Here is a 24,446-nt window from a genome sequence, read left to right as displayed (position 1 = left end):
CCCCCCCCGCGCCCCCCCGCTGCGGGCGCTTCACTGCCGGGTAAGCGCCTTGCCGAAGCGTGGCAGTTTCGCGCGTTTCATCAGGGCGCGCAGGTCCTGCGGCTCGCCCGACAGCCGTTCCGCCGTCGCGCGCACCTCCTCGACGATGCGGGCCACCTGCCCCGGATGCTCGCGCCAGAGGCCGAGCAGGAATTCGTCGGGATGCTCTGCCCGGATGCCCCAGGCCCCCAGCGCCCAGCCCGGAAAGTCGCGGATGTTGAGCGTGCAGATCACCTTCGCGCCCCCTGCGATCGCCGCCGCCAGCACATGCCGGTCGTTCGGATCGGGCAGGTCGAGCCCCGCCCCGGCATCCTCGGGCAGCGCGACCTCTGCCCCGGGGAACGCGGCACGCAGGGCGGCGATCTCGCCGCGGGCGAAGATCTCGTCCGCGGGCGAAAAGCGCCGCGCGGCCCGCGCCCATTCCTCGAGGATCCGAGCCGACCAGGCGGGGGTGTAGAGCCCCTCGCGCGCGAGACCGATCAGGATCTCGCGCAGCACCGTCGGAAAGAGCACGCAGGCGTCGAGGGTAACGGGTGCCATCTCAGTCGAGACGGAAGAACACCGCCTTCAGGTAGCCGCTTTCGGCCAGCTGCGGCAGCATCGGGTGATCGGGGCCGGCAAAGCCCGTGTGCAGGATCTGCCCCCGGCGCCCGGCGCGGCCGATGCCGCGCGCCGAAGCGTTGCGGAAGCTGGCGAGATCCGCGGCATGCGAGCAGGAGCAGAGCCCGAGGTACCCCCCCGGCGCCACCAGCCCCGCAGCCTTCAGCGCCACCCGTTCATAGGCGCGCAAGCCGGCTTCCAGCGCGGGCTTCGCCGGGGCGAAGGCCGGCGGGTCGCAGATCACCACGTCGAAGCGCGCGCCCTCAGCGGCCAGCGCGTCGAGCGTGTCGAAGGCATCGCCCTGCCGGGTGGCGAAGCGCTCGCCCGCACCCATCGCCGCCGCGCCCTGCCCGGCCAGCTCCAGCGCCGCGGCCGAGGCATCGACCGACAGCGCGCTGGCAGCGCCGCCCGCAAGGCAGGCCAGCGCGAAGCCGCCGACATGGGAGAAGACGTCGAGCACCCGCGCGCCCTGCGCCAGCCCAGCCGCGAAGGCATGGTTCGGACGCTGGTCGAAGAAGAGCCCGGTCTTCTGCCCGCCGATCAGGTCGGCCATGTAGGTCGCGCCGTTCATCCGCACCGTCACCGGGCCCTGCAGCGCGCCGGCCAGCACCACCGTCTCTTCCGCCAGCCCTTCGAGCCCGCGCGACCGGCCCGAGCCGTTCTTGACGATCGTGGTCACACCGGTGACCTCGGCCAGCGCCGCCGCCAGCTCGGGCAGCAGCGCCTCGGACCAAGCGGCGTTGGGCTGGATCACCGCGGCCTCGCCGAAGCGGTCAATGATCACGCCGGGCAGGCCGTCGGCCTCGGCATGGACCAACCGGTAGAAGGGCTCGGGGTAGAGCCGTGTGCGCAGCGCCTGCGCATGGGCGATGCGGCGCGCGAACCAGTCGCGGTCGATCACCGCCTCGGGGTCGCGATCGAGCATCCGCGCGATGATCTTCGAGCGCGGGTTGACGGTGACGGTGCCCAGCGGCCGCCGCTCGGCATCCTCGAGCACGGCCAGCGCGCCGGGTGCGAGGGCCTGCGTGCGCCGGTCGGTCACCAGCTCGTCGGCATAGACCCAGGGGAAGCCGTGGCGGATGGCGCGGGCCTCGGCCTTCGGGCGCAGGCGCACCACGGGACGGCTGGCGGGATCGGCCCCGGGGATCAGGGCGGCGGCGGGGGAGCTGATATCGGTCATGCCTCTCCCTATCCGAAGCGCGCCGCCCGCGGAAGTGGCGAGACAGCGCCCGGGCCTTGTCGCGGCGCGATGTTACCGCTAACTAAAGCACGAAGAACCCACGCGCGACGGGCGGGCCGGTCTTGTGGCCGGCGGCCTGCCGTCCCATTCTAGCCCGGTGGCCGTCCCCAGTGCCACCCCGGGACCGGAGCGCCGGCCCCTGCCAAGGATCCGGAGGACCGAGATGCCGCTCGACGCCACCATCGCCGCCGTCACCGACCGCATTCGTGACCGCTCGAAGAAGACCCGCGGGATCTACCTCGACCGACTCGCCCGCGCAGCCGAAGCGGGCCCCGCCCGCGGCCATCTCGCCTGCGGCAATCAGGCCCATGCCTATGCGGCGATGGGCGTCGACAAGGCGGCGCTGGCGGAAGGCCGGGTGCCGAACCTCGGGATCGTGACGGCCTACAACGACATGCTCTCGGCGCATCAGCCCTTCGAGCGCTTCCCCGAACTGATCCGCGAAGCCGCGCGCCGCGTCGGCGCCACCGCGCAGGTCGCGGGCGGGGTCCCGGCGATGTGCGACGGGGTCACGCAAGGCCAGAGCGGGATGGAGCTGTCGCTGTTTTCCCGTGACGTGATCGCGCTGGCCGCCGGCGTGTCGCTGTCGCACAACACTTTCGACGCGGCGATCTTCCTGGGCGTCTGCGACAAGATCGTGCCCGGCCTCGTGATCGCCGCGGCGAGCTTCGGCCACCTGCCGGCGGTGTTCCTGCCCGCGGGTCCGATGACCAGCGGCCTGCCCAATGACGAGAAGGCCAAGGTCCGCCAGAAATACGCCACCGGCGAGATCGGCCGCGACGAGCTGATGAAATCCGAGATGGCCTCGTATCACGGCCCCGGCACCTGCACCTTCTACGGCACCGCGAACACCAACCAGATGCTGATGGAGTTCATGGGCCTGCACCTGCCGGGCGCGAGCTTCGTGAACCCGAACACGCCCCTGCGCGACGCGCTGACCGTGGCGGGGGTCGAACGCGCCGCGGCGATCACCGCGCTTGGTAACGACTACCGCCCCGCGGGCCATGTGCTGGACGAGCGCGCCTTCGTGAACGGCCTCGTCGGGCTGATGGCCACAGGCGGCTCGACCAACCTCGTGCTGCACCTGCCGGCGATGGCGCGGGCGGCGGGGGTGCTTCTCGATCTCGAGGATTTCGCCGATATTTCCGAGGCGGTGCCGCTGATGGCCAAGGTCTATCCGAACGGGCTGGCGGACGTGAACCACTTCCACGCCGCCGGTGGGCTTCAGTACATGATGGGCGAGCTGCTGGAGCTGGGCCTGCTGCATGACGACGTGGTGACCGTGGCCGGCGACGGCCTTGCACGCTACCTCGAAGAGCCGAAGCTGATCGACGGCGCGCTGACCTGGACCGCAGGCCCGCGCGAGAGCCTGAACGACAAGATCCTGCGCCCGGCCTCGGACCCGTTCCAGAAATCGGGCGGGCTGAAGCAGCTGGCGGGCAACCTCGGTCGCGGGGTGATGAAGGTCTCGGCCGTCGCGCCCGAGCGCCACGTGATCGAAGCGAAGGCGCGGGTCTTCGAGGATCAGGAGGCGGTGAAGGCCGCGTTCAAGCGCGGCGAGTTCACCGAGGACACGGTCGTGGTGGTGCGCTTCCAAGGCCCGCAGGCGAATGGCATGCCCGAGCTGCATTCGCTGACGCCGACGCTGGCGGTGCTGCAGGACCGCGGCCTGAAGGTGGCGCTGGTGACCGACGGGCGGATGTCGGGCGCCTCGGGCAAGGTGCCCTCGGCGATCCATGTCTCGCCCGAGGCCGCAGCCGGCGGCCCGCTCGCGCGGCTGCGCGATGGCGACCTGATCCGCGTCGACGCCGTCTCGGGCCGGCTTGACGTTCTGGCCGATGGCTTCGATGAACGGACCGCGGTGACGCCGGATCTCTCGGCCAACGGCTGGGGCACCGGACGCGAGATGTTCGAGGCGTTCCGGCGCAACGTCGGCCCCGCCACCGAAGGCGCGGCCGTGGTGATCTGAAGAACTTTCCGCCTCCGGCGGGGATATTTTTACCAATGCGAAAGCATGTTCGGTGAGGCTTAAAGCGCGGTACAGGCGGGGACGCCGATGACCGCCCGATGCGAAAGCGCCCTGTCTCCCCCGTGTCCGCGGCCCGAGGCAGGGCGCAGCATCAGCTCATTCGCATTGGCCCAAATATCCCCGCCGGAGGCTCCGACCCCGCCGGCCGCGCGCCGGTTCGAAATCTAGGAGCCGACATGACCCCTGCCGAGATGAGCCGCGCCGCGAAGGAAATCTGCGCGCTGGCCCCCGTGGTGCCCGTTCTCGTGGTGGACGAGGTCGCCCATGCAGCGCCGCTCGCGACCGCGCTGGTCAAGGGCGGTCTGCCCGCGCTCGAGGTGACGCTGCGCACCCCGGCCGCGCTCGAGGTGATCCGGGCCATGGCGGAAGTCGAGGGCGGTCACGTCGGGGCCGGCACCCTGCTGACCCCCGCCGACGTGAAGGCCGCCAAGGCCGCGGGCGCCACCTTCGGCGTCTCGCCGGGTCTGACAGAGACCGTGGTCAAGGCCTGCCAGGACGAAGGCCTGCCGCTGCTGCCGGGCTGCGTCACCGCCTCGGAGGTGATGCGCGCGCTCGAGATGGGCTTCACCATGCTGAAGTTCTTCCCGGCAGAGACCTCGGGCGGTGCCCCCGCGATCAAGGCGATCGGCGCGCCGATCCCGCAGGTCACCTTCTGCCCGACCGGCGGCGTCAGCATGAAGAACGTGCTCGACTACCTGAGCCTCAAGAACGTGCTCTGCTGCGGCGGCAGCTGGGTCGCGCCGAAGGAGGCCATGGTTGCCGGCGACTGGGCCAAGATCGAAGCGCTGGCCGCCGAGGCGGCGGCCCTGCGCGCCTGATCCTCGCCCCAGCGGGTCAGGCGGCAAGGTGACCGCCTGACGCATGGTCCTCCGCGAGCGTCGGCTCGCGGGGGATCAGTCGTAGCGAACACGCGCCGCGCGGGCGTTTGCGGTCGACTCGGCGGTCGCGACCTGGCGGTCCAGCCGAAGGTTGCGGTTAGGGCAATGATCCCGTCGCAAGGGCGCGGGCCCCCTGCCGATCGCCCCGGCGCTGTCGCGGATCGGCTCGCGGTCTTCGGCGACAGTGTCGGCCGGCCCGTCGAAGACGACCGCCCCGACCGGGAGCCGGTAGAGCCGCGCGGTGTCTAAGCGGTGCGCCGGAGCCTCTGTCTGCTTCGCACCAGACCGAACTCCCGGCGCGGTGGACGAAGTCGTTCAGCATCGGCAGGAAACCCTGCCCGCCCGCGCGCCATGTTTCATCGACGGCAGTCGAAGGACCAAGGCGCACAGGCCCGGCCCGACGAAGGGGACTGCCACGGCCGTAGTCGTGCCGATAGGCGGCGTACGGCGCGGGCCGGCATTTCGGAAATCCGGTAGGTCTCGCGCGAAGCGAGCCTTCGGGCGCAGCGCTCGGGCGTGTTGCGACCAAGCGAAGGACCCGGTCCCTGCTGGCGATGGGTCGGCCAACGGAGGCGGGTCCCGTGGCGCAGGAGGGGGCGCTTCTCGTCTTGCGGGGTGCGCGTAGCCCTGCCCCAGACGCCCCGATCCTGTGGCAGGATCGGCCGGGAGGTGCTGGCATGGAACGGTGCCTGGCGGGCAGCGGTGAGGTTTGCGCCCGGGCGGCGCACTGTCCTGCGCAGGCTACGCATAGATCCGCGGATGCAGGCGACAGAGACTGGCCGGGCGGGCGCCGCGCGTCATGCGGTGGCATCGTTCCGTGCCTGTAGGTCGCGGCGGGGTGCGGCCGGCGACGCGGCCGTTGCTCGGGGCGCTGTGGTGCCGGAGCCCGATCTTGGCCGCAATCTGGGTGAAGCGCGGGCTGCTGGCGCCTAGTCCGCGCTCGACGCCGCTGCTGCGCGAAGGTGCGCGCATCGGCTGCGCGACACTGCGGTTCATCGCGGCGGGCGGCCCGGACCGTTCGGTGCAAGTCTGCACCGCCGCGCGGCCCTAGGGACCGCGCGGCTGTGGGCCAGCTGAACAGGCCCGCGCGTCGGAGGCTCAGCCCCTGAGGTAGTCGACGAGCATCAGCGTCGAGCCATCCTTGCCCACGCCCTTGTCCTGCCCCTCGAGCACCGGGGCCAGCGCCAGCGCCAGCTCCTTGCCAAGTTCCACACCCCACTGGTCGAAGCTGTTGATCCCGAGGATCACGCCCTCGACGAAGACCCGGTGCTCGTAGAGTGCCACGATCTGGCCGAAGACGAAGGGGGTCAGCTTCGGATAGACCAGCGTGGTCGAGGGACGGTTGCCCGGGAACACACGGTGGCGCGCCTGCCGGTCGAGCTCGGCCCCGGTCAGGCCCTTCTTCGCCATGATCGCCGTCGCCTCGTCGAGCGAGCGGCCGCGCAGCAGCGCCTCTGACTGGGCGAGGCAGTTCGCCACCAGCAGCCGGTGCTGATGGGCCAACTCGGGCTCGTGCCCGTCGCGGGCGACCATGAACTCGCAGGGGATCACCCGGCTGCCCTGGTGGATCAGCTGGTAGAAGGCGTGCTGGCCGTTGGTGCCGGGCTCGCCCCAGACGACCGGGCCGGTGTGGCCCGGAACCGCCCGGCCGTCCATCGCCACCGACTTGCCATTCGATTCCATCTCGAGCTGCTGCAGATAGGCCGGCAGCCGCAGCAGGCGCTGTTCATAGGGCAGCACCGCGCGGGTCGCGTAGCCGCAGACCTGATTGTGCCAGATGCCGACCAGCGCCAGCAGCACCGGCAGGTTCTTCGAGAAGCTCGCGGTGCGGAAATGGTCGTCCATCGCGGCGGCGCCGGCGAGGAAGGCGTCGAAATTCTCCGGCCCCACGGCGATCATCACCGGCAGGCCGATCGGGCCCCACATCGAATAGCGCCCGCCGACCCAGTCCTCGAAGCCGAAGACGCGGTCGGCGTCGATGCCGAAGGCGGCGGTGCGGCCCATCGAGGTCGAGACGGCGGCGAATTGCGCGGCCGGATTGGCGACCTTCGCCGCCATCCAGCTCTTGGCGGTCTCGGCGTTGGTCATCGTCTCGATCGTCGTGAACGTCTTCGAGGCGACGATGACCAGCGTGGTTTCGGGATCGAGCGGCGCCAGCACGTCATGGACATGCGCGCCGTCGACGTTCGAGACGTAATGCACCCGCGGCCCGTCGTGATAGGGCGCCAGCGCCAGCGTCGCCATCACCGGCCCGAGGTCGGAGCCGCCGATGCCGATGTTGACCACGTCGGTGATGCGCCCGCCCTGCCCGGTGAACCGGCCCTCGCGCACGTCGCGGGCGAAGGCGGACATCGCCGCATGCACCTCGCGCACGCCGGGCATCACGTCGCGCCCGTCGACCATCACCGTGCCCTTGAGGTTGCGCAGCGCGGTGTGCAGCACGGCGCGGTCCTCGGTCTCGTTGATCTTCGCGCCGGTGAACATCGCCTCGCGCTTGGCGGCGACGCCGCGGGTCTCGGCCAGCGCCAGAAGCTGGCCGAAGCTGGTGCCGTCGATATTGGTCTTCGAATAGTCGAACAGAAGCTCGCCGCCCTCGGTCGGCATCCGGGCCGAGAAGCCTTTCGCCCGCGTGGGTTCCGAGAACAGCTCGAGGATCGGCCGGTCGGCGATCGTGGCGTGATGGCGGGTCAGTTCGTCCCAGAAGCTCATGGTCTCTCCGGTAGGGAAGTCGCGCTGCAAGGTAATCCGGCCCTGCCCGAGGGCCAGAAGAAAGCCGTCAGGCCGCCCAGTGGACGATCGCGTTCGCCAGCACCGCGCGGATCGGCGCCTCTTCCGGCGGCAGCGCGCGGGCGCGTTCCAGCGCCGCGCGCTTCTCGTCGCCGGTGATCAGCACATGGATCTGCACCGCCGCGGCCAGCACCGGGGCCGACAGCGTCACCCGCGGCTCGCCCGCGGCCTCGGCCCGCATCGGCACCAGAAGCGGAGCGTCGGGGGCCAGCGCCTCGGCCAGACGGTCGGCGCCGGGGAAGAGCGAGGCGGTGTGCATGTCCGCGCCCATCCCCAGCAGCAGGACCGAGATCGGCAGATGCGGGGTCAGCGCCTCGGCCAGCTCGGGGATGCCGTCCTCGGGCGTGGCGTGGCCCGAATAGAGCGGCAGGTAGGTCGCCGCCGCGGCCCGGTCGGTGATCAGCCTCTGGCGGATCAGCCGGCCGTTCGACCGCTCCGAACCTTCGTCGACCCAGCGTTCGTCATTGAGGAAGACCGTGACCTTCTCCCAGTCGAGCCGCGCGGCCGACAGCAGGTCGAAGACCGGCCCCGGCGTGGTCCCGCCCGGCACGCAGAGCGAGGCGCCCTTGTCCGAACCGCGGATCGCCTCTCCAAGCGCCGAGGCCAGCCGGTCGGCAAGCCCCATGTAGAGCGCGTCGCGGTCGGGATATTCCTCGAAGGTCATTCGCGGATCTCCCGCCAGCGGCGCCCGTCGCGATGCATCAGCATCAGCGCGTCATCGGGACCCGACGAACCGGGGTCGTAGCTTTGCGGCTTGTCGCCGGCCGCTTCCCAGCCCTGGATGATCGGATCGACCCAGGCCCAAGCCGCCTCGACCTCGTCGCCGCGCATGAACAGCGTCTGGTTGCCGCGGATCACGTCCATGATCAGCCGCTCGTAGGCGTCGGGGATGTCGGTGCCCTCCTCGCCCAGCGCATCGGCGAAGGACATGTCGAGCGGCACCTGCACAAGGCGCATGCCGCCCGGGCCCGGTTCCTTGATCATCATCATCAGGTCCATGCCCTCGTTGGGCTGGAGCCGGATCACCAGCACGTTCTCGCGCCAGCCCTTCACGTCGTCGAAGATCGAGTGCGGCGGTTCCTTGAAGTGGATCGCGATCTCCGAGGTGCGGGCGCGCAGCTTCTTGCCGGTGCGCAGGTAGAAGGGCGTGCCCTTCCAGCGCCAGTTCGAGATGCCGACCTTCATCGCGATGTAGCTTTCGGTCTTCGAGGCCGGGTTTTCCGCGTCCTCCGCATAGGAGGGCTGGCCGCCGCCGGCGGCATACTGCCCGCGCACGATGTCGCCGGACGACACCGGGTCGAGCGCGCGGATCACCTTCAGCTTCTCGTCGCGCACCGCGTCGGGATCGAAGTGATAGGGCGGCTCCATCGCGATCAGGCACAGAAGCTGCATCAGGTGGTTCTGGATCATGTCCCGCATCGCGCCGGACTTGTCGTAGTAGCTGCCACGGCCGCCGACGCCCACCGTCTCGGCCACCGTGATCTGCACGTGGTCGACGTAATCGGCCTTCCAGAGCGGTTCGAACAGGATGTTGGCGAAGCGCACCGCCATCAGGTTCTGCACCGTCTCCTTGCCCAGGTAATGGTCGATCCGGTAGATCTGGCTTTCGTCGAAATGCTCGGCCAGCACCTTGTTCAGCGCCCGCGCCGAGGCGCGATCGCGGCCGAAGGGCTTCTCGACGACGATGCGGCTGTCGGGCGTCGCGATGCCGTGGGCATGCAGCCGCTCGGCCAGGTCACCGAAGAGCGAGGGCGCGACCGACAGGTAGAAAGCCCGCACCACGCCGTCGCGCATGATCCCGGCAAGCTGGCCCCAGCCGTCCTCGCCCTTGGCGTCGATGGCCACGTAATGCAGCCGCTCGAGGAAGCGCGCGATGGTGGCGGCGTCGCGCTTGCGCGGGCCGACGAATTCCTCGATCGCCTCGCGCACCAGCGTGCGGAAGCCCTCGTCGTCCATCTCGGACCGGGCCGCGCCGATGATGCGCGCGGTTTCAGGCATCTGGCCGGCGTAGAAGCGCCGGTAGAGGCCGGGCAGGATCTTGCGGCGGGCGAGGTCGCCGGTGCCGCCGAAGATGACGAGGTCGAAGGGCTCGACCGGAATGACGCGCGAAACCATGACTGTACCGAGCTCCGTCCTGATGCCGTCCATCGCGCTCTCCTTGCCGGGGCGGGCTGTCGCCGTTGTGCCCCGCCGGGGCGGGACGCGCGCCTCGTTAGCGCTAACGAAGCCTATCTAGATCGTGTTCGGGTCCGAGTCTAGCACCGCGCCCGGCGGTGTCACCCCGCGACTGCCCGCAGGGCGCGGGCACGGGCTGCGGGAATCGCCCGGATCTCGAGCCCGGTGAAGACATGCAGAGTGCCAAGTTCGCGGTCGACCACGGCATGGTCGCTGACCCACCCGCCCATCATCAGGTAGGTCCGCAGCAGCGGCGGCATGCTGCCAAGGGCCGCGCGCGGATCGGCGCGGCGGGCGCGCAGGCGGCGGGCGAAGCGGAACACGTCGGGCGCCTTGACCCGCGGCAGCCAGCGCTTCGGCGCCAGGTGACGCTCGCGCAGCATGGCGAAGGCGTCGAGATAGGCCGCGGCGTCGGTGCCGTGGAAGGACGAGCAGCCAAACAGCATCTCGACCCCGGTCTCGTCGACGAAGCGGGTCATCGCCCCCCAGGCGACGCGCAGGATGTCGGGATCATGGACCTCGGGCGCCATGCAGAATCGCCCCAGCTCGACCATCGGCCCGGCATAGTCGGCCAGCCCGGTCAGGTCGTAGAACTGCGCGGAATAGCTGCGCCCGATCTCTTGCCCCCGCGCGATCGGCATCAGGCGGAAGCAGCAGACCAGCGCACCGGTCGCCACCTCTTCGACCAGCACGTGACGGCAGAGCGCGTCGAATCCATCGAAGTCGCAGCCTTCGCCCGCGCCTGGCGTGTCCCCCCGGAACGCCCGCCAGCGCAGCGCCTGCGCCCGGTCGATGTCGCCCGGCGTTTCGGCCAGGCGCGCGGCATAACGTCCCTTGGCGAGCGAGAGCATGGCAGCGGCCTTTCGGGCTTGGTCCGGCCTTGACCGGGGAGCACTGGGGGTGCAGCGACGCCCCCCGGCCCTATATATACGCCGCAGAGGTCACCGAAACACGACGGAGAATGCGCCATGACCGCGAGCGATGCCAAGCCGAAGATCGAGAAATCCGATGCCGAATGGCGCGCGCAGCTCGGGGACGAGCTGACCTTCATGGTCACCCGCCGCGCCGCCACCGAACGCCCGTTCAGCCATCCGGGATTCGCGCCCGGCGCCGGCACCTTCGCCTGCGTCTGCTGCGGGGCGCCGCTCTTCACCAAGGCCACGAAATACGAATCGCATTGCGGCTGGCCCTCGTTCACCGCCCCGGTCGATGGCGGCGCGATCGACGAGCACATCGATCTCAGCCACGGCATGCGCCGGGTCGAGGTCACCTGTGCGAACTGCGGCGCGCATCTGGGCCATGTCTTCCCCGACGGCCCGCCCGAGGCCGGCGGCCTGCGCTACTGCATCAACGGCGTCTCGCTGGACTTCGCCCCCGATGCCGTGGTCGCCAACGACTGAGCGCAAACCAAACGGGGCCCGCGAGGGCCCCGGTGTCGCCGCGTCGCCGGACGCCGCGGGTGGGTTCGATGCCTCAGTTCGGCGGGCGGTCGCCGTTGATCACCTGGCTTGCGTCAAGCACGCCGAGGTTGCCCAGCAGCTGGCCCCAGAAGCTCGGGCCCTTGATGTTGCTGTCGGTGACGCGGCGGGTGATCGGCACGGCGCGGCCGTCCTTCAGCCCGTAACGCTCGATGTTCGAGACGCGCCCGCCCTGGTCGAAGCTGATCGCCACCACCTCGCGCGAGATTTCCTGCGGCTCGCGCCAGCCCAGTTCCCGCCAGCGGCTGCCGACGTAATACCAGCCGCCGCTGTCCAGAACGCCCGACGAGGCCGGCTTGCCGATGAAGTCGCCGACGGTCTCGCGGGTGTCGCGGCCGACCTCGATCATCGAAAGCTGCTGGTCCGTGGGCACATAGCCGTGGTTGCGGTAGACCGGCGCGCAAGAGCTGAGCACCACGCCCGCGGCCAAAGCCAGCGCGGCCATACGCCCCGCATTCCGTGCCTTCCGCGTCATCCGCACCCGTCCCTCGCCCCTCGTCCGTCGCACGACGCCCCGCGGGCCTTCGCCCTCCGCAGCGCCGCCGGCCCTTGCACGGGCATCTTCTGGCTCCTAAGGGCTTACAACAACCACGGGCCGGCCTTCAAGCCGTCCCAAGAGGCAAGCCCCCGGCACCGGCGGAAATCTCCCGCTTCCGGCCGCGGGGCCCCCAACCAGGAAAGGGAAACGCCATGCCCGCCGACCGCGACACCACGCCTTGGTCGCACCCCCTGCGCCCGGCCGAACTGCATGCCCGCAAGCCCAGCCGATTCACCCTGGAACCCGCGCCCGCCGTGCTGTCGGCCCTGGCCGAGGACCTGGGCATCACCGCGATCCGCAAGCTGCGCTTCCAGGGCGAGATCCGGCCGAAGGGCCGCCATGACTGGCAGCTCGAGGCCGATCTGGGCGCCACGGTCGTCCAGCCCTGCATCATCACCACCGATCCCGTCACCACCCGCATCGACGAGCCGGTCGAGCGCACCTGGATGGCCGAGATGCCCGAACCCGGGCCGGGCCCCGGCGGCGAGGTCGAGATGCCCGAAGACGACAGCATCGAGCCGCTGCCCGATGTCATCGACCTCGGCGCGGTGATGCGCGAGGCGCTGATGCTGGCCCTGCCCCTCTACCCGCGCGCCGCCGGCGCCGAATTCGACGCGGCCGAGGGCGCGCCCCCCGGCGCCGCCCCGATCGTGGAAGAGACGCTGCGCCCCTTCGCGGGCCTTGGCGACCTGCTGAAAAAGCGCGATACCGACGCGGAGTGAGGACCGGCGCGGCCCGCCGCTGGACCCTTGCCGGAAGGCGCGGGAAAGGCGGCAGAAAGGGCTTGCGCCGCTGGGAAATACGAGTATGTTCCCGGCCTCATTCACGTCACGGGTCGGCGGCCCGCGGCCTTGTCCGCTCGCCGTCCGAATACCGTGAGACTTCACCAGCTTAGGCAGGCGAAGCAACCGAAACGCCGGGGGCATTCCGCCCCCTCGAACAACCCAATGGGGGCCAAGTCCCCCTCGAACACGAGGTCGAGACAATGGCTGTCCCGCAGAACCGAGTTACGCGCTCCCGCCGCAACATGCGCCGCGCCCACGATGCCCTGGTCGCAGCGAACCCGAACGAATGCTCGTCGTGCGGCGAACTGAAGCGCCCGCACCACGTCTGCCCGTCCTGCGGCCACTACGACAGCCGCGAAGTCGTGGCTCAGGCCCAGGAAGTCGATCTCGACGAAGACGCGGCGTGAGGCCCGTCGGGCCGCGCCTAGCGGACCAGGTCAGGGGCTGACGACAAGATGCAGGACATCGGCACGGCCAGCAGCACGGGTACCGGCGGACAGCCGGTCCCGGGCCGCATCGTCATCTCGGTCGACGCCATGGGCGGCGACCGCGGCGCAGAGGCCGTGGCCGAGGGCGTCCGCCTGTCCGCCCTCGCCAATCCCGACATCGGCTTCGTCGTTCACGGCCCAGAGCCGGAACTGACGAAGCTGCTGTCACGCCCCGAACTTCAGGGGCGCTGCGTCATCCGCCATGCCGAGGGCGTGGTGAAGATGACCGACAAACCTTCCCAGGTGATGCGTTCCGGCTCCGGCACCTCGATGTGGTCGGCGATCGAGAGCGTGAAGCAGGGCGAAGCGGTCGCCGCGGTCAGCTGCGGCAACACCGGCGCGCTGATGGCGATGTCGATGATCCGTCTGCGCAAGCTGCCGGGCGTGAACCGCCCCGCCATCGCCTGCCTCTGGCCCTCGCGCAATCCGTCCGGCTTCAACGTCACGCTCGACGTGGGCGCCGACATCCGCGCCGATGCCGAGGATCTTCTTCAATACGCGCTGATGGGCGCCTCCTATGCCCGCAACGGGCTTGGCCTGCAGCGTCCGCGCGTTGGCCTGCTGAACGTCGGCACCGAGGAGCACAAAGGCCGGGCCGAGCTGAAGCAGGCCCAGGACATGATCCTGGCCGCGACAGAGATCGGCGGCTTCGATTACGTGGGCTTCGTCGAAGGCGGCGACCTGCCGGGCGCGCGCTGCGACGTGATCGTCACCGACGGCTTCACCGGCAACATCGCGCTGAAGACCGGCGAGGGCACCGCCAAGCTGGTCTCGGACTTCCTGAAAGAGGCGTTCCGCGCCACCTTCCTGTCGAAGATCGCGGCGCTTCTGGCGCTGGCCTCGCTGAAGCGGCTGCAAAAGCGCATCGACCCGCGCCGCGTGAACGGCGGCGTCTTCCTCGGGCTGAACGGCACGATCGTGAAATCGCATGGCTCGGCCGATGCGACGGGCGTCTCTGCGGCGATCAAGCTGGCGTTCCAGCTGGCGCAGTCGGGCTTCCAGGAACGTCTCGCCACCCGCCTCGTCCAGGTCACCCAGGCCCAGCAGGAGGCCGCGGGGCTGCGTCCCGTCGCCGGAAACGATCGGAATCCGTGATGACTGTCATTCGCGCTGTGGTCCGCGGCACCGGCCACTACCTGCCCGAGCGCGTGGTCCCCAATGCCGAGTTCGAGGCCAAGGTCGAGACCTCGGACGAATGGATCCGCACCCGCACCGGGATCGAGCAGCGCCATTTCGCGGCCGAGGGTCAGACGACCTCTGACCTCGCGATCCGCGCCGCCAAGGCCGCGCTGGCCGACGCCGGGATGGAGCCGGGACAGATCGACGCGATCATCGTCGCGACCTCGACCCCCGACTTCACCTTCCCCTCGGTCGCGACCATGGTGCAGGCGGGCCTCGGCTCGACCGCCGGCTATGCCTTCGACGTGCAGGCCGTCTGCGCGGGCTTCGTCTTCGCGCTGGCCCAGGCCAACGCGCTGATCGTCTCGCAGCAGGCGACGCGCGTGCTGGTGATCGGGGCAGAGACCTTCAGCCGCATCCTCGACTGGTCCGACCGCACCACCTGCGTGCTGTTCGGCGACGGTGCCGGCGCCGTGGTGCTGGAAGCGGCCTCCGGCGAGGGCAGCTCTGCCGACCGCGGGATCCTGGCCACCGACCTCAACAGCGACGGCCGCCACCGCGAGCTGCTGTATGTCGACGGCGGCGTTTCCAGCACCGGCACCGCCGGCGTGCTGAAAATGCAGGGCAATGCCGTCTTCAAGCATGCTGTGCAGAAGCTGGCTGAAACCGCGCACCGCTCGCTGGACAAGGCCGGGCTCTCGGGTGCGGATGTCGACTGGATCGTGCCCCATCAGGCGAACCTGCGCATCATCTCGGCCACCGCCGACCGGATGCAGGTGCCGATGGAACGGGTGGTGGTGACGGTGCAGGAACACGGCAATACCTCGGCCGCCTCGATACCCCTTGCCCTCTCGGTCGGTCGCCAGCGCGGCCAGATCAAGGACGGCGATCTGGTGGTCACTGAGGCCATCGGCGGCGGTCTTGCCTGGGGTTCTGTGGTGCTGCGCTGGTAGGCGCAGACAAACCGGATCAAACCTGCGCGCCAAGTCGTTGATATTGACTCGCAAAAGGCTTGGGCGCAGTTTGCCTGAAATGCCGGAGGAGCATCATGAGCGACAAGACACTGACCCGCATGGATCTGAGCGAAGCCGTCTTCCGCGAAGTCGGCCTGTCCCGCAACGAATCCGCGCAACTGGTTGAATCGGTTCTGCAGCACATGTCCGACGCGCTGGTGCGCGGCGAACAGGTGAAGATCTCGTCCTTCGGCACCTTCTCGGTGCGCGACAAGGCGGCGCGGGTCGGGCGCAATCCGAAGACCGGCGACGAGGTTCCGATCTCGCCGCGCCGGGTGCTGACCTTCCGGCCGTCGCATCTGATGAAAGACCGCGTGGCCGCGGGCAACCGCAGCAAGTAACGCACGACAGGAACGCGTCCGGACCGGACGGGGGAGACGATGGACACGACAGCCGAGACCACGGGCGACGGGGCGCCGCGCAAAGCGCGCGCCGGCCGGGGCTCGTCTGGCGGCGCGTCGGCCGCCGGGGCGCCGAAATCCGACGACGCCTTCCGCACGATTTCCGAGGTCGCGGCGCTGCTCGACGTGCCGGCCCATGTCCTGCGCTTCTGGGAGACGCGCTTCACGCAGGTGAAGCCGCTGAAGCGCGCGGGCGGGCGGCGCTACTACCGCCCAGCCGACGTGGCGCTGCTGTCGGGCATCCGCAAGCTTCTGCATGACGACGGTCTCGCGATCCGCGGCGTGCAGAAGATGCTGCGTGAACAGGGCATCCGCTCGGTCACCGCCGCCGCCACGCACGAAGCCGCCGCCGTGGCGGCCGGGACCGAATTGCCCGCATCCGACGTGCCTGCATCCGACGTGTCTGCATCCGACGTGTCTGCTGCTGACGCCGGCGCCCCTGCGCCGCGCAGGCCGAGGCACGCGCCCGCCGTGCCGTCGCCCCGATCCGGCCCCTCTCCCGAACCGCTGCCTGAGCCGCAGCCAGAGGCCGACCCGGACGAACCCGATCTGCTGTCGCTGATGCTCGCCCCGCAGGCACCCGCGTCCGTGCCGAATCGCGCGGCCGCGCCGGACCCTGCGCCGCCCGCCCTCGCACCCGCAAAGCCCGCCGCGCCCTCCCCGATCCTGCCCGTTCTGGCCCTGCCCGATCTGCCGGAGATCGACGAGGATCCCGCAGTCGAACCGCCCGTTTCGACGCTTGCGCGCGCCTGCGAGGCGGCGCCCCGGGGCCTCGACGCGCTGATCGCGCGGCTGGCGGCGCTGCGCGCGCGGCTGGGCTGAGCCGCCCCGTTACAGGCGGCGAAAGATCCCGTTGCGTCAGCGCGTTTTGACGCTTGTGCCTGCCCCGCGATCCGGTCTAGAAGCCCCCCACGGTGTCGGGCCGTGGCGCAGCCTGGTTAGCGCGTCCGTCTGGGGGGCGGAAGGTCGAGAGTTCGAATCTCTCCGGCCCGACCAAAACGAAACGCCCGTCTTCGCAAGAAGGCGGGCGTTCGCTTATCCACTGTCCGCAGCGCGGGGGCTGACCATGACCGACGGCGTTCTGCCCGACAGCGAAATCCGCGAGATGATCGCCTCGGGCGCCATCGCGGCCGCCCTGCCCGTCACCGATGCCCAGATCCAGCCCGCCAGCCTCGACCTGCGCCTTGGCACCGTCGCCTACCGCGTCCGCGCCTCGTTCCTGGCCGGTCACGGTGCCCGCGTCAGCGACCGCCTGGCCGAGTTCGAGATGCACCGCGTCTCGCTGGCCGAGGGAGCGGTGCTGGAAAAGGGCTGCGTCTACCTCGTGCCGCTGGCCGAGGCCCTGCGCCTGCCTGCGGGCGTCACCGCCGTCTGCAACGCCAAAAGCTCGACCGGCCGGCTGGACCTGCTGACCCGCGTCGTGACCGACGGCGGCGTCGAATTCGACCGCATCCCCGCGGGCTACGATGGCGAGCTTTGGGCAGAGATCTGCCCGCGCTCGTTCTCGGTCCTCGTGCGGCCCGGCATGCGGCTGAACCAGATCCGCTTCCGCCGCGGCGATGCCGTTCTGGACGACGCGGCCCTGCGCGCGCTGCACGCCACGGTGCCACTGGTGGACGGCACGCCGCTGATCTCGAACGGGCTCGGCTTCTCGGTCGACCTGCGGCCCGAAACCGGCGACCTGGTGGGCTACCGGGCAAAACCGCATACCGGGGTCGTCGATCTCGACCGGATCGGCCAGTATCCGGCCCGCGAGTTCTGGGAAGAGATCCGCACCACCGAGGGCCGGATCATCCTCGACCCCGGCGCCTTCTACATCCTTGTCAGCCGCGAGGCCGTGACGATCCCGCCCGACCACGCCGCCGAGATGGCACCCTATCTCGCCATGGTCGGCGAGTTCCGGGTGCATTACGCGGGCTTCTTCGACCCGGGCTTCGGCCATGCCGAGGCCGGCGGCGCGGGCTCTCGCGGGGTGCTGGAAGTGCGCTGCCACGAGGCGCCCTTCGTGCTGGAACATGCGCAGGTCGTGGGCCGGCTGGTCTACGAGCGGATGACCGCGGTGCCGCAGCGGCTTTACGGCGCGGACATGAAGTCGAACTACCAGGGTCAGGGCCTGAAGCTCGCCAAGCACTTCCGGACCTGAGCCGGCACCCGCCCCCGATAAGCGTTTGGCAAGCGGGGCTTGGCTGCGCTAGACGAAGGTCATGATCCAGCTCGCCCTTCTGCACTTCACCCCTCTCGACGCGGTCGGCCTTGTCCTCCTTTGGGCCGGATGGCTGGGCATCGGCCGGATCATCGAGCATCCGCCGAAGGGCCGGCCCTCGGTCTCGTGCATCATGCACGGCTTCCGGCGCGAGTGGATGCGGCAGATGGTGACGCGCAGCCCACGGATCTTCGATGCCAATGTCATCGACAGCCTGCGGCAGGCGACCAGCTTCTATGTCTCGGGCACGATGATTGCGATCGGTGGCGGGCTCGCGCTGATCGGCAAGGGCGACCAGATCTCGAGCGTGGCGCGCGACCTGACCATCCAGCCGACGCCGGAGATCGTCTGGGACCTGAAGGTCGTGGTCGCGATGCTGTTCGTCACCGACGCCTTCCTGCGCTTCGTCTGGGCGCACCGGCTGTTCGGCTATTGCGCGATCCTGATGGCCGCGGTCCCGAACGATGTCGATCACCCCGAGGCCTATCCCCGCGCCGATCAGGCGGCGACGGTGAACATCCAGGCGGCGAAGAACTTCAACGCCGCTCTGCGGTCGATCTATTTCGCGCTGGCCTGCCTGCCCTGGCTGATCGGACCGGTGCCGCTGCTGGTGGCGACGCTGGCTACGATCTATGTGCTCTGGCGGCGCGAATTCGCCTCGAGCTCGCGCAAGGCGATGCTTTCGCGCTGAGGGGCCCCGCCGGAGGGCAGCCCCCCGGCGGAGGCGCTCACTTCCACCCCAGCGCCGGGGCCACCTCGGTCAGGATCGCCTCGAGCACATGGGCGTTGTAGGCGACGCCCAGCTGGTTCGGGATCGTCAGCAGCAGCGTGTCGGCCTCGGCGATCGCCTCGTCGGCACGCAGCTGCGCGACCAGCTGCTCGGGCTCGGCCGCGTAGCTGCGCCCGAAGATCGCCCGGGTCTGCGGATCGATGTAGCCGACCGAATCCCGGCTTTCACCCGAGCGGCCGAAATACATCCGGTCCTGGTCATTGGTGATCGCGAAGATCGACCGGCTGACCGAAACCCGCGGCTTGCGCGCGTGCCCGGCCTTCTCCCAGGCCTCGCGATAGATCCGGATCTGCTTGGCCTGCTGAATGTGGAACGGCTCGCCGGTCTCGTCGTCCTTCAGGGTCGAGCTTTGCAGGTTCATCCCCATCTCGGCCGCCCAGACCGCGGTGGCGTTCGACCCCGACCCCCACCAGATCCGCTCGCGCAGCCCCTCGGAATGCGGCTCGAGCCGCAGAAGGCCCGGCGGGTTCGGGAACATCGGCTGCGGGTTCGGCTGCGCGAAACCCTCGCCGCGGAGCGCGTCGAGAAACACCTCGGCATGGGCGCGGCCCATGTCGGCATCGCTTGCCCCCTCGTCCGGGTGATAGCCGAAATAGCGCCAGCCATCGATCACCTGCTCGGGGCTGCCGCGCGAAATGCCAAGCTGCAGCCGCCCGCCCGAGATCAGGTCAGCCGCGCCCGCATCCTCGATCATGTAGAGCGGGTTCTCGTAGCGCATGTCGATCACGCCGGTGCCGATCTCGATGCGCGAGGTCTTTGCGCCGACGGCGGCCAGCAGCGGGAAGGGCGAGGCGAGCTGGCGGGCGAAATGGTGCACGCGGAAATAGGCGCCGTCGAGGCCGATGCCCTCTGCCGCCTGCGCAAGGTCGATCGACTGCAGCAGCACGTCCGCCGCCGAGCGCGTCTGCGAGCCGGGTTGCGGCGACCAATGGCCGAAGGACAGGAAACCGATGGATTTCATTGGGGATGCTCCCTTGGAACTTGCCCGGAAGCTAGGCATCGGTGCGCAAAACCGCAACGCCAGGCCCCGCACAGACCCCGTGCGTCAGGGGCACCCGCAGCGGGGGGCGCGGGGGGTATGCATACCCCCCGACCCTGTTTTGCCGTCAGAAGTGGATCGCGCGTCCGTAGGCGTCCAGCACCGCCTCGTGCATCATCTCCGACAGGGTCGGATGCGGGAAGACGGTTTCCATCAGGTCCTGCTCGGTCGTCTCGAGCGTGCGGCCGATCACATAGCCCTGGATCAGTTCGGTGACTTCCGCGCCTACCATGTGGGCGCCCAGCAGTTCGCCGGTCTTCGCGTCGAAGACGGTCTTCACCAGCCCTTCGGGCTCGCCCAGCGCGATGGCCTTGCCGTTGCCGATGAAGGGGAAGCGCCCGACCTTGATGTCATAGCCCGCCTCCTTCGCCTTCGCCTCGGTCATGCCGACAGAGGCGACCTGCGGATGGCAGTAGGTGCAGCCGGCGATGGTGCCCGGCTTGATCGGATGGCCCTTCTTGCCCGCGGCAAGCTCGGCCACCATGACGCCCTCGTGCGACGCCTTGTGCGCCAGCCAGGGCGCGCCGGCGATGTCGCCGATGGCATAGAGCCCGTCGATCCCGGTCCGGCAGTATTCGTCGACCACGACATGGGTGCGGTCGATCTTCACGCCCAGCGCTTCCAGCCCCAGGTCCTCGTAGTTGCCCACGATCCCCACGGCCGAGATCACGGTGTCGAACTCCATGGTCTCGACCTTGCCGTCCTTCTCGAGATGGGCCACGACCTTGCCCTGACCGCGGTCCAGCTTCTTGACGTTGGTCTTCTCGCGGATCTTCATGCCCTGCTTCTCGAACTGCTTCTTGGCGAAGGTCGAGATCTCGGCATCTTCCACCGGCAGCACGCGGTCCATGACCTCGACCACCGTTGTATCCGCACCCAGCGTGTTGAAGAAGGACGCGAATTCGATGCCGATCGCGCCCGAGCCGATCACCAGCAGCTTCTTCGGCATCCGGCTCGCCACCAGCGCGTCGCGGTAGCCCCAGACCAGATCCCCGTCGGGCTCCAGCCCCGGCAGGTTGCGGCCGCGCGCGCCGGTCGCCAGCACGATCGACTTCGCCGCCAGCTCTTCGACGCCCTTGTCGGTCTTGACCGAGACCTTGCCCTTCGCCGGAAGCGTCGCATGGCCCATGAAGACGGTGATCTTGTTCTTCTTCATCAGGTGCGCGATGCCCGACGACAGCTGCTTGGCCACCCCGCGCGAGCGTTTCACCACCGCCGCAAGGTCGAAGCCGATCTTGTCGGCGGTCAGGCCATAATCCTTGGCCCGCTCCATCAGGTGGAAGACCTCGGCCGAGCGCAGCAGCGCCTTGGTCGGGATGCAGCCCCAGTTCAGGCAGATGCCGCCGAGGTTCTCGCGCTCGACGATGGCCACCTTGAGGCCCAGCTGCGCACCGCGGATCGCCGCGACATAGCCGCCGGGACCGGCGCCGATCACGATCATGTCGAAAGTCTGGGCCGCCATCGCACCCTCCCTGAAAGCAGATAGTTTGGCCTTAAACTATTTTTCGCGGCCCTTCAACGCAGGGCTTTCGCCCCGGCGTCAATTCGCCCCCACCGCCGCCATGGCGGCGCGGTAGCCGCCGGCGTCCAGAAAGGTCTGCTCGTCCTCGGTCGTGTCGCGGCCCAGATGCGGGTTGCGATAGGGGAAACGGCCGAAACGCTCGATCACCCAGGCATGGGCGCGGGCATGGTCGACATTGCCGGCCCCGGTTTCTGGCATCCTCTCGGAGAGAAGCGCGATGCAATGCGCCTGCAGGTCCGGGTCCTCGGCGTGCATGTAGGGCAGGTAGAAGAACTGGCGGATCGGTTCGGGCCAGTCCATGTCCCAGCCGCGCGCGCAGGCAAGGTCGGCGGCGGCGCGGGCCATGCCGTCGGTGGCATAGGCGCGCGCCTCGCCGCGGAAGATATTGCGCGGGAACTGGTCGGTCAGGATCAGATAGGCCAGCGCGCCGCGCGCGTCCGTCAGCCAGCCCTCGCGGTCGCCGCGCGCCGCGGCCTCCCAGTCGGCGGTGAAACGGTCGCGGATTTCGGCGTCGATCTCGTCCGAACCCTTGTACCAGCCCTCGGGGCCCAGCTCCTGCCAATAGTCCAGGATCTCGTCTGCGGTGGCCATCGCCGCCCTCCCTGCCGGTGTCAGGGCGCGGAGGGCGCGCCCCCCGGCCCAGTGTTGGTGCCGTGCTGCGTGTCTTGCGGCCCGCCCTCCTGCGCGGCGCCAAGCGCCGCCTCGACCGCCAGTGCCGAAGCCGTCGGCGACAGCGGGGCGAAGGCCCCGGTCTGGTCCGAAGACAGCGCGGGCCGCTGGGTCATCCGCCAGCCGGCATAGGCCGCCAGCATCGCCATCAGCACCGCGATGTAAAGGAAGAAGCCGCCCGGCCCCATCGCCTGCATCATCCAGCCGGTGATCAGCGGGCCCCCGATCGCGCCCAGCCCGTTGATGAACAGCAGGCCCGCCGAGGCCGCGGCCATGTCGGAATTGTCGAGGAAGTCGTTGGTATAGGCCACCAGCAGCGAATAAAGCGGGTTGGCGATCCCGCCCGAGATCACCGCGATCGGCAGCAGCGCCCAGAACGGCAGCTCCAGGAACACCGCCGGCAGCATCGCCACGGCGGCGATCACCGACAGCGCCATGATCAGCACCCGCCGGTCCATCCGGTCCGAGGCCCAGCCGATCGGGAACTGGAACACCAGCCCTCCGGCATAGATGCAGCCGACGAAGATCGAGATCTGCCCGACGCTCAGCCCCGCCGTGGTCCCGAAGACCGAGGCCATGCCCCAGAGCGCGGCGAAGATGCCGCCCACCAGGAACATGCCCACGCAGCCCAGCGGCGAGGCGCGGTAGAGCCGCACGAAGCTCAGCGCCTTGGTCTTGTCGAAGGCGGGCGGCTGGCCGGCGGTCAGCAGGATCGGCGTGAAGGCGACCGAGACGAGGATCGAGGGGATGATGAACAGCACGAAGCCCGCCGGATCGGCGACGTTCATCAGCGCCTGCGCGGCGATGATGCCGATCATCTGCACCATCATGTAGGCCGACAGCGCCTGCCCCCGCGTCTCGTTGGTGGACGAGGCGTTCAGCCAGCTTTCCGAGGTGATGTAGACGCCCGAGAAGCAGAAGCCGATCACCACCCGCATCACCGCCCAGGCCGCCCAGTGCGGGGCCACCGCATAAAGCACCAGCACCGCCGAGATCATCGAGCCCAGCGCGGCAAAGACCCGGACATGGCCCACGTTGCGCAAGAGGTCTGGGGTGAAGGTCGAGCCCAGCAGGAAGCCCACGAAATAGGACGACATCACGATCGACATCTCGAAGGGCGAAAAGCCCTCGATCCCGCCGCGGATCCCCAGCAGCGTGCCCTGCATGCCGTTGCCCAGCATGATCAGCGTCAGACCGAGCAACAGCGCCCATGAGCCACGCAGCACTTCGATCATCCGGCACTCCTGCCACGCAGCCTGTTCCTCGCCCAGAACAGCTACGCCAGACCGCGCGCCGGTGCAAACGCTTCACCGACCCGGCGCGCACCGCACGCGACGCGGGAACTTCTCAACCCTGCCGCGAACAAGGCGGGCCATCCCTATGAAAAGCCGCCGTAAATCACCATCGCGGGCGCAGGTGCGCCACAATCGCGCCACGATCGGCGGCGATATCGTTGGCACACATAATGAAGGACCCTCCCCGGTGCTTTACGCCCTTCCCCTCTGGGTCGATCCGGCCCTGCTGTTTCCCGCGCTGCTGATCATGGCCCTGTCCGGCCCGTCGCTGTGCCTGATGCTCACCCGCGCGGCGCCGCGGTCGCGCCGGGCATCAGCAATGAAGCATCTCCGTAGCTGAAGAAGCGATAGCGCTCGGCCACCGCATGGGCGTAGATCGCCCGGATGCGGTCCGCGCCCATCAGCGCCGAGACCAGCATCAGAAGCGTCGACTTCGGCAGGTGGAAGTTCGTCATCAGCCCGTCGGCCACCCGGAAGTCGAAGCCCGGGTAGATGAAGATGTCGGTCTCGCCACGCCAGGGCGCGATGGACCCGCTTGGCCGCGCGGCGCTTTCGATCAGCCTCAGCGCGGTGGTGCCCACCGCGATCACCCGGCCGCCCGCGGCACGGGTCGCCGCGATCTCGGCCGCGGCAGCCTCGGTCACCTCGCCCCATTCGGCGTGCATCCGGTGGGTGGTCACGTCCTCGACCTTGACCGGCAGGAAGGTGCCCGCGCCGACATGCAGCGTCACCTCGGTCGTCTCGACCCCGCGCGCGGCCAGCGCCGCCAGCAGCTCGGCGTCGAAATGCAGGCTGGCCGTCGGCGCCGCCACCGCCCCTGAATGGCGCGCGAAGACCGGCTGGTAATCGGTGCGGTCCTGCGCATCGGGCGCCCGCAGGCTTGCGATATAGGGCGGCAGCGGCATGTCGCCCGCGGCGTCCAGCGCGGCATCCACGTCGCCGCCCTCGGCCGCCAGCGCCAGCGCCACGCGGCCGTCCTCGATCCGCTCGACCGCGGCCGACAGGCCGGCCCCGAACCGGATCACGTCGCCCGCCTTCAGCCGCCGCAGGGGCTTGGCCAGCGCCCACCAGCCGCCCTCGGGCCGCGGGTCGATGAGCGTCACCTCGATCTTCGCCACGCCCGCGCCATCGGCGGTCTCGCGGCTGCGCGTGCCCGACAGCCGCGCCGGAATCACCTTGGTGTTGTTGATCACCAGCCGGTCGCCGGGCCGCAGGATCGAGGGCAGGTCCGCGACGGTGCGATCGGCGATGGCGTCGCCTTCGGCCAGCAGCAGCCGGGCCGAGGACCGCGGCTTCGCGGGACGGGTGGCGATCAGCCCCTCGGGCAGGTCGAAATCGAAATCAGAGAGCTTCACGCG

At 69.7% G+C, this 24,446-nt stretch carries 24 protein-coding genes and 1 tRNA gene; 13 read left to right on the top strand and 12 right to left on the bottom strand.

What is annotated here, in order from left to right; translation table 11 throughout:
- Nucleotides 1–30: 30 nt before the first annotated feature.
- Both V8J36_RS13975 and V8J36_RS13970 read right to left on the bottom strand, forming a co-directional pair.
- Nucleotides 31–579, bottom strand: coding sequence for an RSP_2648 family PIN domain-containing protein (locus V8J36_RS13975; RefSeq protein ID WP_336467901.1), 549 nt, complete (start codon nucleotides 577–579; stop codon nucleotides 31–33).
- A gap of 1 nt (nucleotide 580) precedes the next feature.
- Nucleotides 581–1,819 (bottom strand): RSP_2647 family RNA methyltransferase, encoded by a 1,239-nt coding sequence (locus V8J36_RS13970; protein ID WP_336467900.1) that lies wholly within the window; start codon nucleotides 1,817–1,819, stop codon nucleotides 581–583.
- A gap of 223 nt (nucleotides 1,820–2,042) precedes the next feature.
- Between V8J36_RS13970 and edd the strand changes: the two genes are divergently transcribed.
- From edd to V8J36_RS13955, 3 genes are all read left to right on the top strand, one after another.
- Complete coding sequence (edd, locus tag V8J36_RS13965; RefSeq protein WP_336467899.1) at nucleotides 2,043–3,848, top strand: phosphogluconate dehydratase; 1,806 nt, start codon at nucleotides 2,043–2,045, stop codon at nucleotides 3,846–3,848.
- Between the two features lie 236 nt (nucleotides 3,849–4,084).
- Nucleotides 4,085–4,726 (top strand): bifunctional 4-hydroxy-2-oxoglutarate aldolase/2-dehydro-3-deoxy-phosphogluconate aldolase, encoded by a 642-nt coding sequence (gene eda, locus V8J36_RS13960; protein ID WP_336467898.1) that lies wholly within the window; start codon nucleotides 4,085–4,087, stop codon nucleotides 4,724–4,726.
- Nucleotides 4,727–5,678: 952 nt separating this feature from the next.
- Nucleotides 5,679–5,837 (top strand): hypothetical protein, encoded by a 159-nt coding sequence (locus tag V8J36_RS13955; protein ID WP_336467897.1) that lies wholly within the window; start codon nucleotides 5,679–5,681, stop codon nucleotides 5,835–5,837.
- A gap of 47 nt (nucleotides 5,838–5,884) precedes the next feature.
- On the opposite strand, the gene pgi is transcribed toward V8J36_RS13955, so the two are convergent.
- From pgi to V8J36_RS13935, 4 genes are all read right to left on the bottom strand, one after another.
- Entirely contained in the window at nucleotides 5,885–7,495 is a 1,611-nt protein-coding gene (gene pgi, locus V8J36_RS13950) for a glucose-6-phosphate isomerase (protein ID WP_336467896.1), read from the bottom strand.
- Between the two features lie 67 nt (nucleotides 7,496–7,562).
- On the bottom strand, nucleotides 7,563–8,237 hold the full coding sequence (gene pgl / locus V8J36_RS13945; RefSeq protein WP_336467895.1) for a 6-phosphogluconolactonase: 675 nt from the start codon (nucleotides 8,235–8,237) through the stop codon (nucleotides 7,563–7,565).
- Nucleotides 8,234–9,688: a glucose-6-phosphate dehydrogenase gene (gene zwf, locus V8J36_RS13940; protein WP_336467955.1), complete on the bottom strand. Its 1,455-nt coding sequence runs from the start codon at nucleotides 9,686–9,688 to the stop codon at nucleotides 8,234–8,236. The genes pgl and zwf overlap by 4 nt, the downstream gene beginning before the upstream one ends.
- A 161-nt stretch (nucleotides 9,689–9,849) precedes the next feature.
- Nucleotides 9,850–10,599: a GNAT family N-acetyltransferase gene (locus V8J36_RS13935; protein WP_336467894.1), complete on the bottom strand. Its 750-nt coding sequence runs from the start codon at nucleotides 10,597–10,599 to the stop codon at nucleotides 9,850–9,852.
- Between the two features lie 117 nt (nucleotides 10,600–10,716).
- On the opposite strand from V8J36_RS13935, the gene msrB reads away from it, so the two are divergent.
- Nucleotides 10,717–11,148 carry a peptide-methionine (R)-S-oxide reductase MsrB gene (gene msrB, locus V8J36_RS13930; protein ID WP_336467893.1) on the top strand — a complete coding sequence of 144 codons (432 nt, stop codon included), beginning with the start codon at nucleotides 10,717–10,719 and terminating at the stop codon, nucleotides 11,146–11,148.
- Between the two features lie 73 nt (nucleotides 11,149–11,221).
- Here the strand turns inward: msrB and V8J36_RS13925 are convergent, their stop codons facing one another.
- Nucleotides 11,222–11,701 (bottom strand): outer membrane protein assembly factor BamE, encoded by a 480-nt coding sequence (locus V8J36_RS13925; RefSeq protein ID WP_336467892.1) that lies wholly within the window; start codon nucleotides 11,699–11,701, stop codon nucleotides 11,222–11,224.
- A gap of 215 nt (nucleotides 11,702–11,916) precedes the next feature.
- Here V8J36_RS13925 and V8J36_RS13920 point away from each other — a divergent pair, with 215 nt between their 5' ends.
- The 9 genes from V8J36_RS13920 (at nucleotide 11,917) to V8J36_RS13880 (ending at nucleotide 18,464) form a co-directional block, all read left to right on the top strand.
- Nucleotides 11,917–12,486: a YceD family protein gene (locus tag V8J36_RS13920; protein ID WP_336467891.1), complete on the top strand. Its 570-nt coding sequence runs from the start codon at nucleotides 11,917–11,919 to the stop codon at nucleotides 12,484–12,486.
- A gap of 263 nt (nucleotides 12,487–12,749) precedes the next feature.
- A complete protein-coding gene (gene rpmF / locus V8J36_RS13915; RefSeq protein ID WP_336467890.1) occupies nucleotides 12,750–12,956 on the top strand; it encodes a 50S ribosomal protein L32 in 207 nt (68 codons plus the stop codon).
- 48 nt (nucleotides 12,957–13,004) lie between these two features.
- Entirely contained in the window at nucleotides 13,005–14,132 is a 1,128-nt protein-coding gene (plsX, locus tag V8J36_RS13910; protein WP_336467889.1) for a phosphate acyltransferase PlsX, read from the top strand.
- Entirely contained in the window at nucleotides 14,132–15,109 is a 978-nt protein-coding gene (locus V8J36_RS13905) for a beta-ketoacyl-ACP synthase III (RefSeq protein WP_336467888.1), read from the top strand. Before plsX ends, V8J36_RS13905 begins: the two co-directional genes overlap by 1 nt.
- Nucleotides 15,110–15,204: 95 nt before the next feature.
- On the top strand, nucleotides 15,205–15,510 hold the full coding sequence (gene ihfA, locus V8J36_RS13900; protein WP_336467887.1) for an integration host factor subunit alpha: 306 nt from the start codon (nucleotides 15,205–15,207) through the stop codon (nucleotides 15,508–15,510).
- Between the two features lie 39 nt (nucleotides 15,511–15,549).
- Nucleotides 15,550–16,392, top strand: coding sequence for a MerR family transcriptional regulator (locus tag V8J36_RS13895; protein ID WP_336467886.1), 843 nt, complete (start codon nucleotides 15,550–15,552; stop codon nucleotides 16,390–16,392).
- Between the two features lie 96 nt (nucleotides 16,393–16,488).
- Nucleotides 16,489–16,566, top strand: a tRNA-Pro gene (locus V8J36_RS13890).
- Between the two features lie 70 nt (nucleotides 16,567–16,636).
- Nucleotides 16,637–17,713, top strand: coding sequence for a 2'-deoxycytidine 5'-triphosphate deaminase (locus V8J36_RS13885; protein ID WP_336467885.1), 1,077 nt, complete (start codon nucleotides 16,637–16,639; stop codon nucleotides 17,711–17,713).
- Nucleotides 17,714–17,774: 61 nt separating this feature from the next.
- Complete coding sequence (locus tag V8J36_RS13880; protein ID WP_336467884.1) at nucleotides 17,775–18,464, top strand: DUF599 domain-containing protein; 690 nt, start codon at nucleotides 17,775–17,777, stop codon at nucleotides 18,462–18,464.
- A 37-nt stretch (nucleotides 18,465–18,501) separates the two neighbouring features.
- Here V8J36_RS13880 and V8J36_RS13875 read toward each other — a convergent pair whose 3' ends face one another.
- The 5 genes from V8J36_RS13875 to queA form a co-directional block, all read right to left on the bottom strand.
- On the bottom strand, nucleotides 18,502–19,524 hold the full coding sequence (locus V8J36_RS13875) for an LLM class flavin-dependent oxidoreductase (RefSeq protein WP_336467883.1): 1,023 nt from the start codon (nucleotides 19,522–19,524) through the stop codon (nucleotides 18,502–18,504).
- Nucleotides 19,525–19,669: 145 nt separating this feature from the next.
- Entirely contained in the window at nucleotides 19,670–21,064 is a 1,395-nt protein-coding gene (gene lpdA, locus V8J36_RS13870; RefSeq protein WP_336467882.1) for a dihydrolipoyl dehydrogenase, read from the bottom strand.
- Between the two features lie 78 nt (nucleotides 21,065–21,142).
- Nucleotides 21,143–21,715, bottom strand: coding sequence for a DUF924 family protein (locus V8J36_RS13865; RefSeq protein ID WP_336467881.1), 573 nt, complete (start codon nucleotides 21,713–21,715; stop codon nucleotides 21,143–21,145).
- Nucleotides 21,716–21,735: 20 nt separating this feature from the next.
- The gene (locus V8J36_RS13860) at nucleotides 21,736–23,028 is read right to left on the bottom strand and encodes an MFS transporter (protein WP_336467880.1); all 1,293 of its coding nucleotides are present in this window, start codon (nucleotides 23,026–23,028) and stop codon (nucleotides 21,736–21,738) included.
- A gap of 341 nt (nucleotides 23,029–23,369) precedes the next feature.
- Nucleotides 23,370–24,443, bottom strand: a complete 1,074-nt coding sequence (gene queA / locus V8J36_RS13855) for a tRNA preQ1(34) S-adenosylmethionine ribosyltransferase-isomerase QueA (protein WP_336467879.1) — start codon at nucleotides 24,441–24,443, stop codon at nucleotides 23,370–23,372.
- Nucleotides 24,444–24,446: the final 3 nt, after the last annotated feature.

Source organism: Frigidibacter sp. MR17.14, from assembly GCF_037095735.1.
GTDB lineage: Bacteria > Pseudomonadota > Alphaproteobacteria > Rhodobacterales > Rhodobacteraceae > Frigidibacter.
The sequence above is the reverse complement of the archived record's forward strand: the minus strand, read 5'-3'. Positions and strand labels throughout refer to the sequence as shown.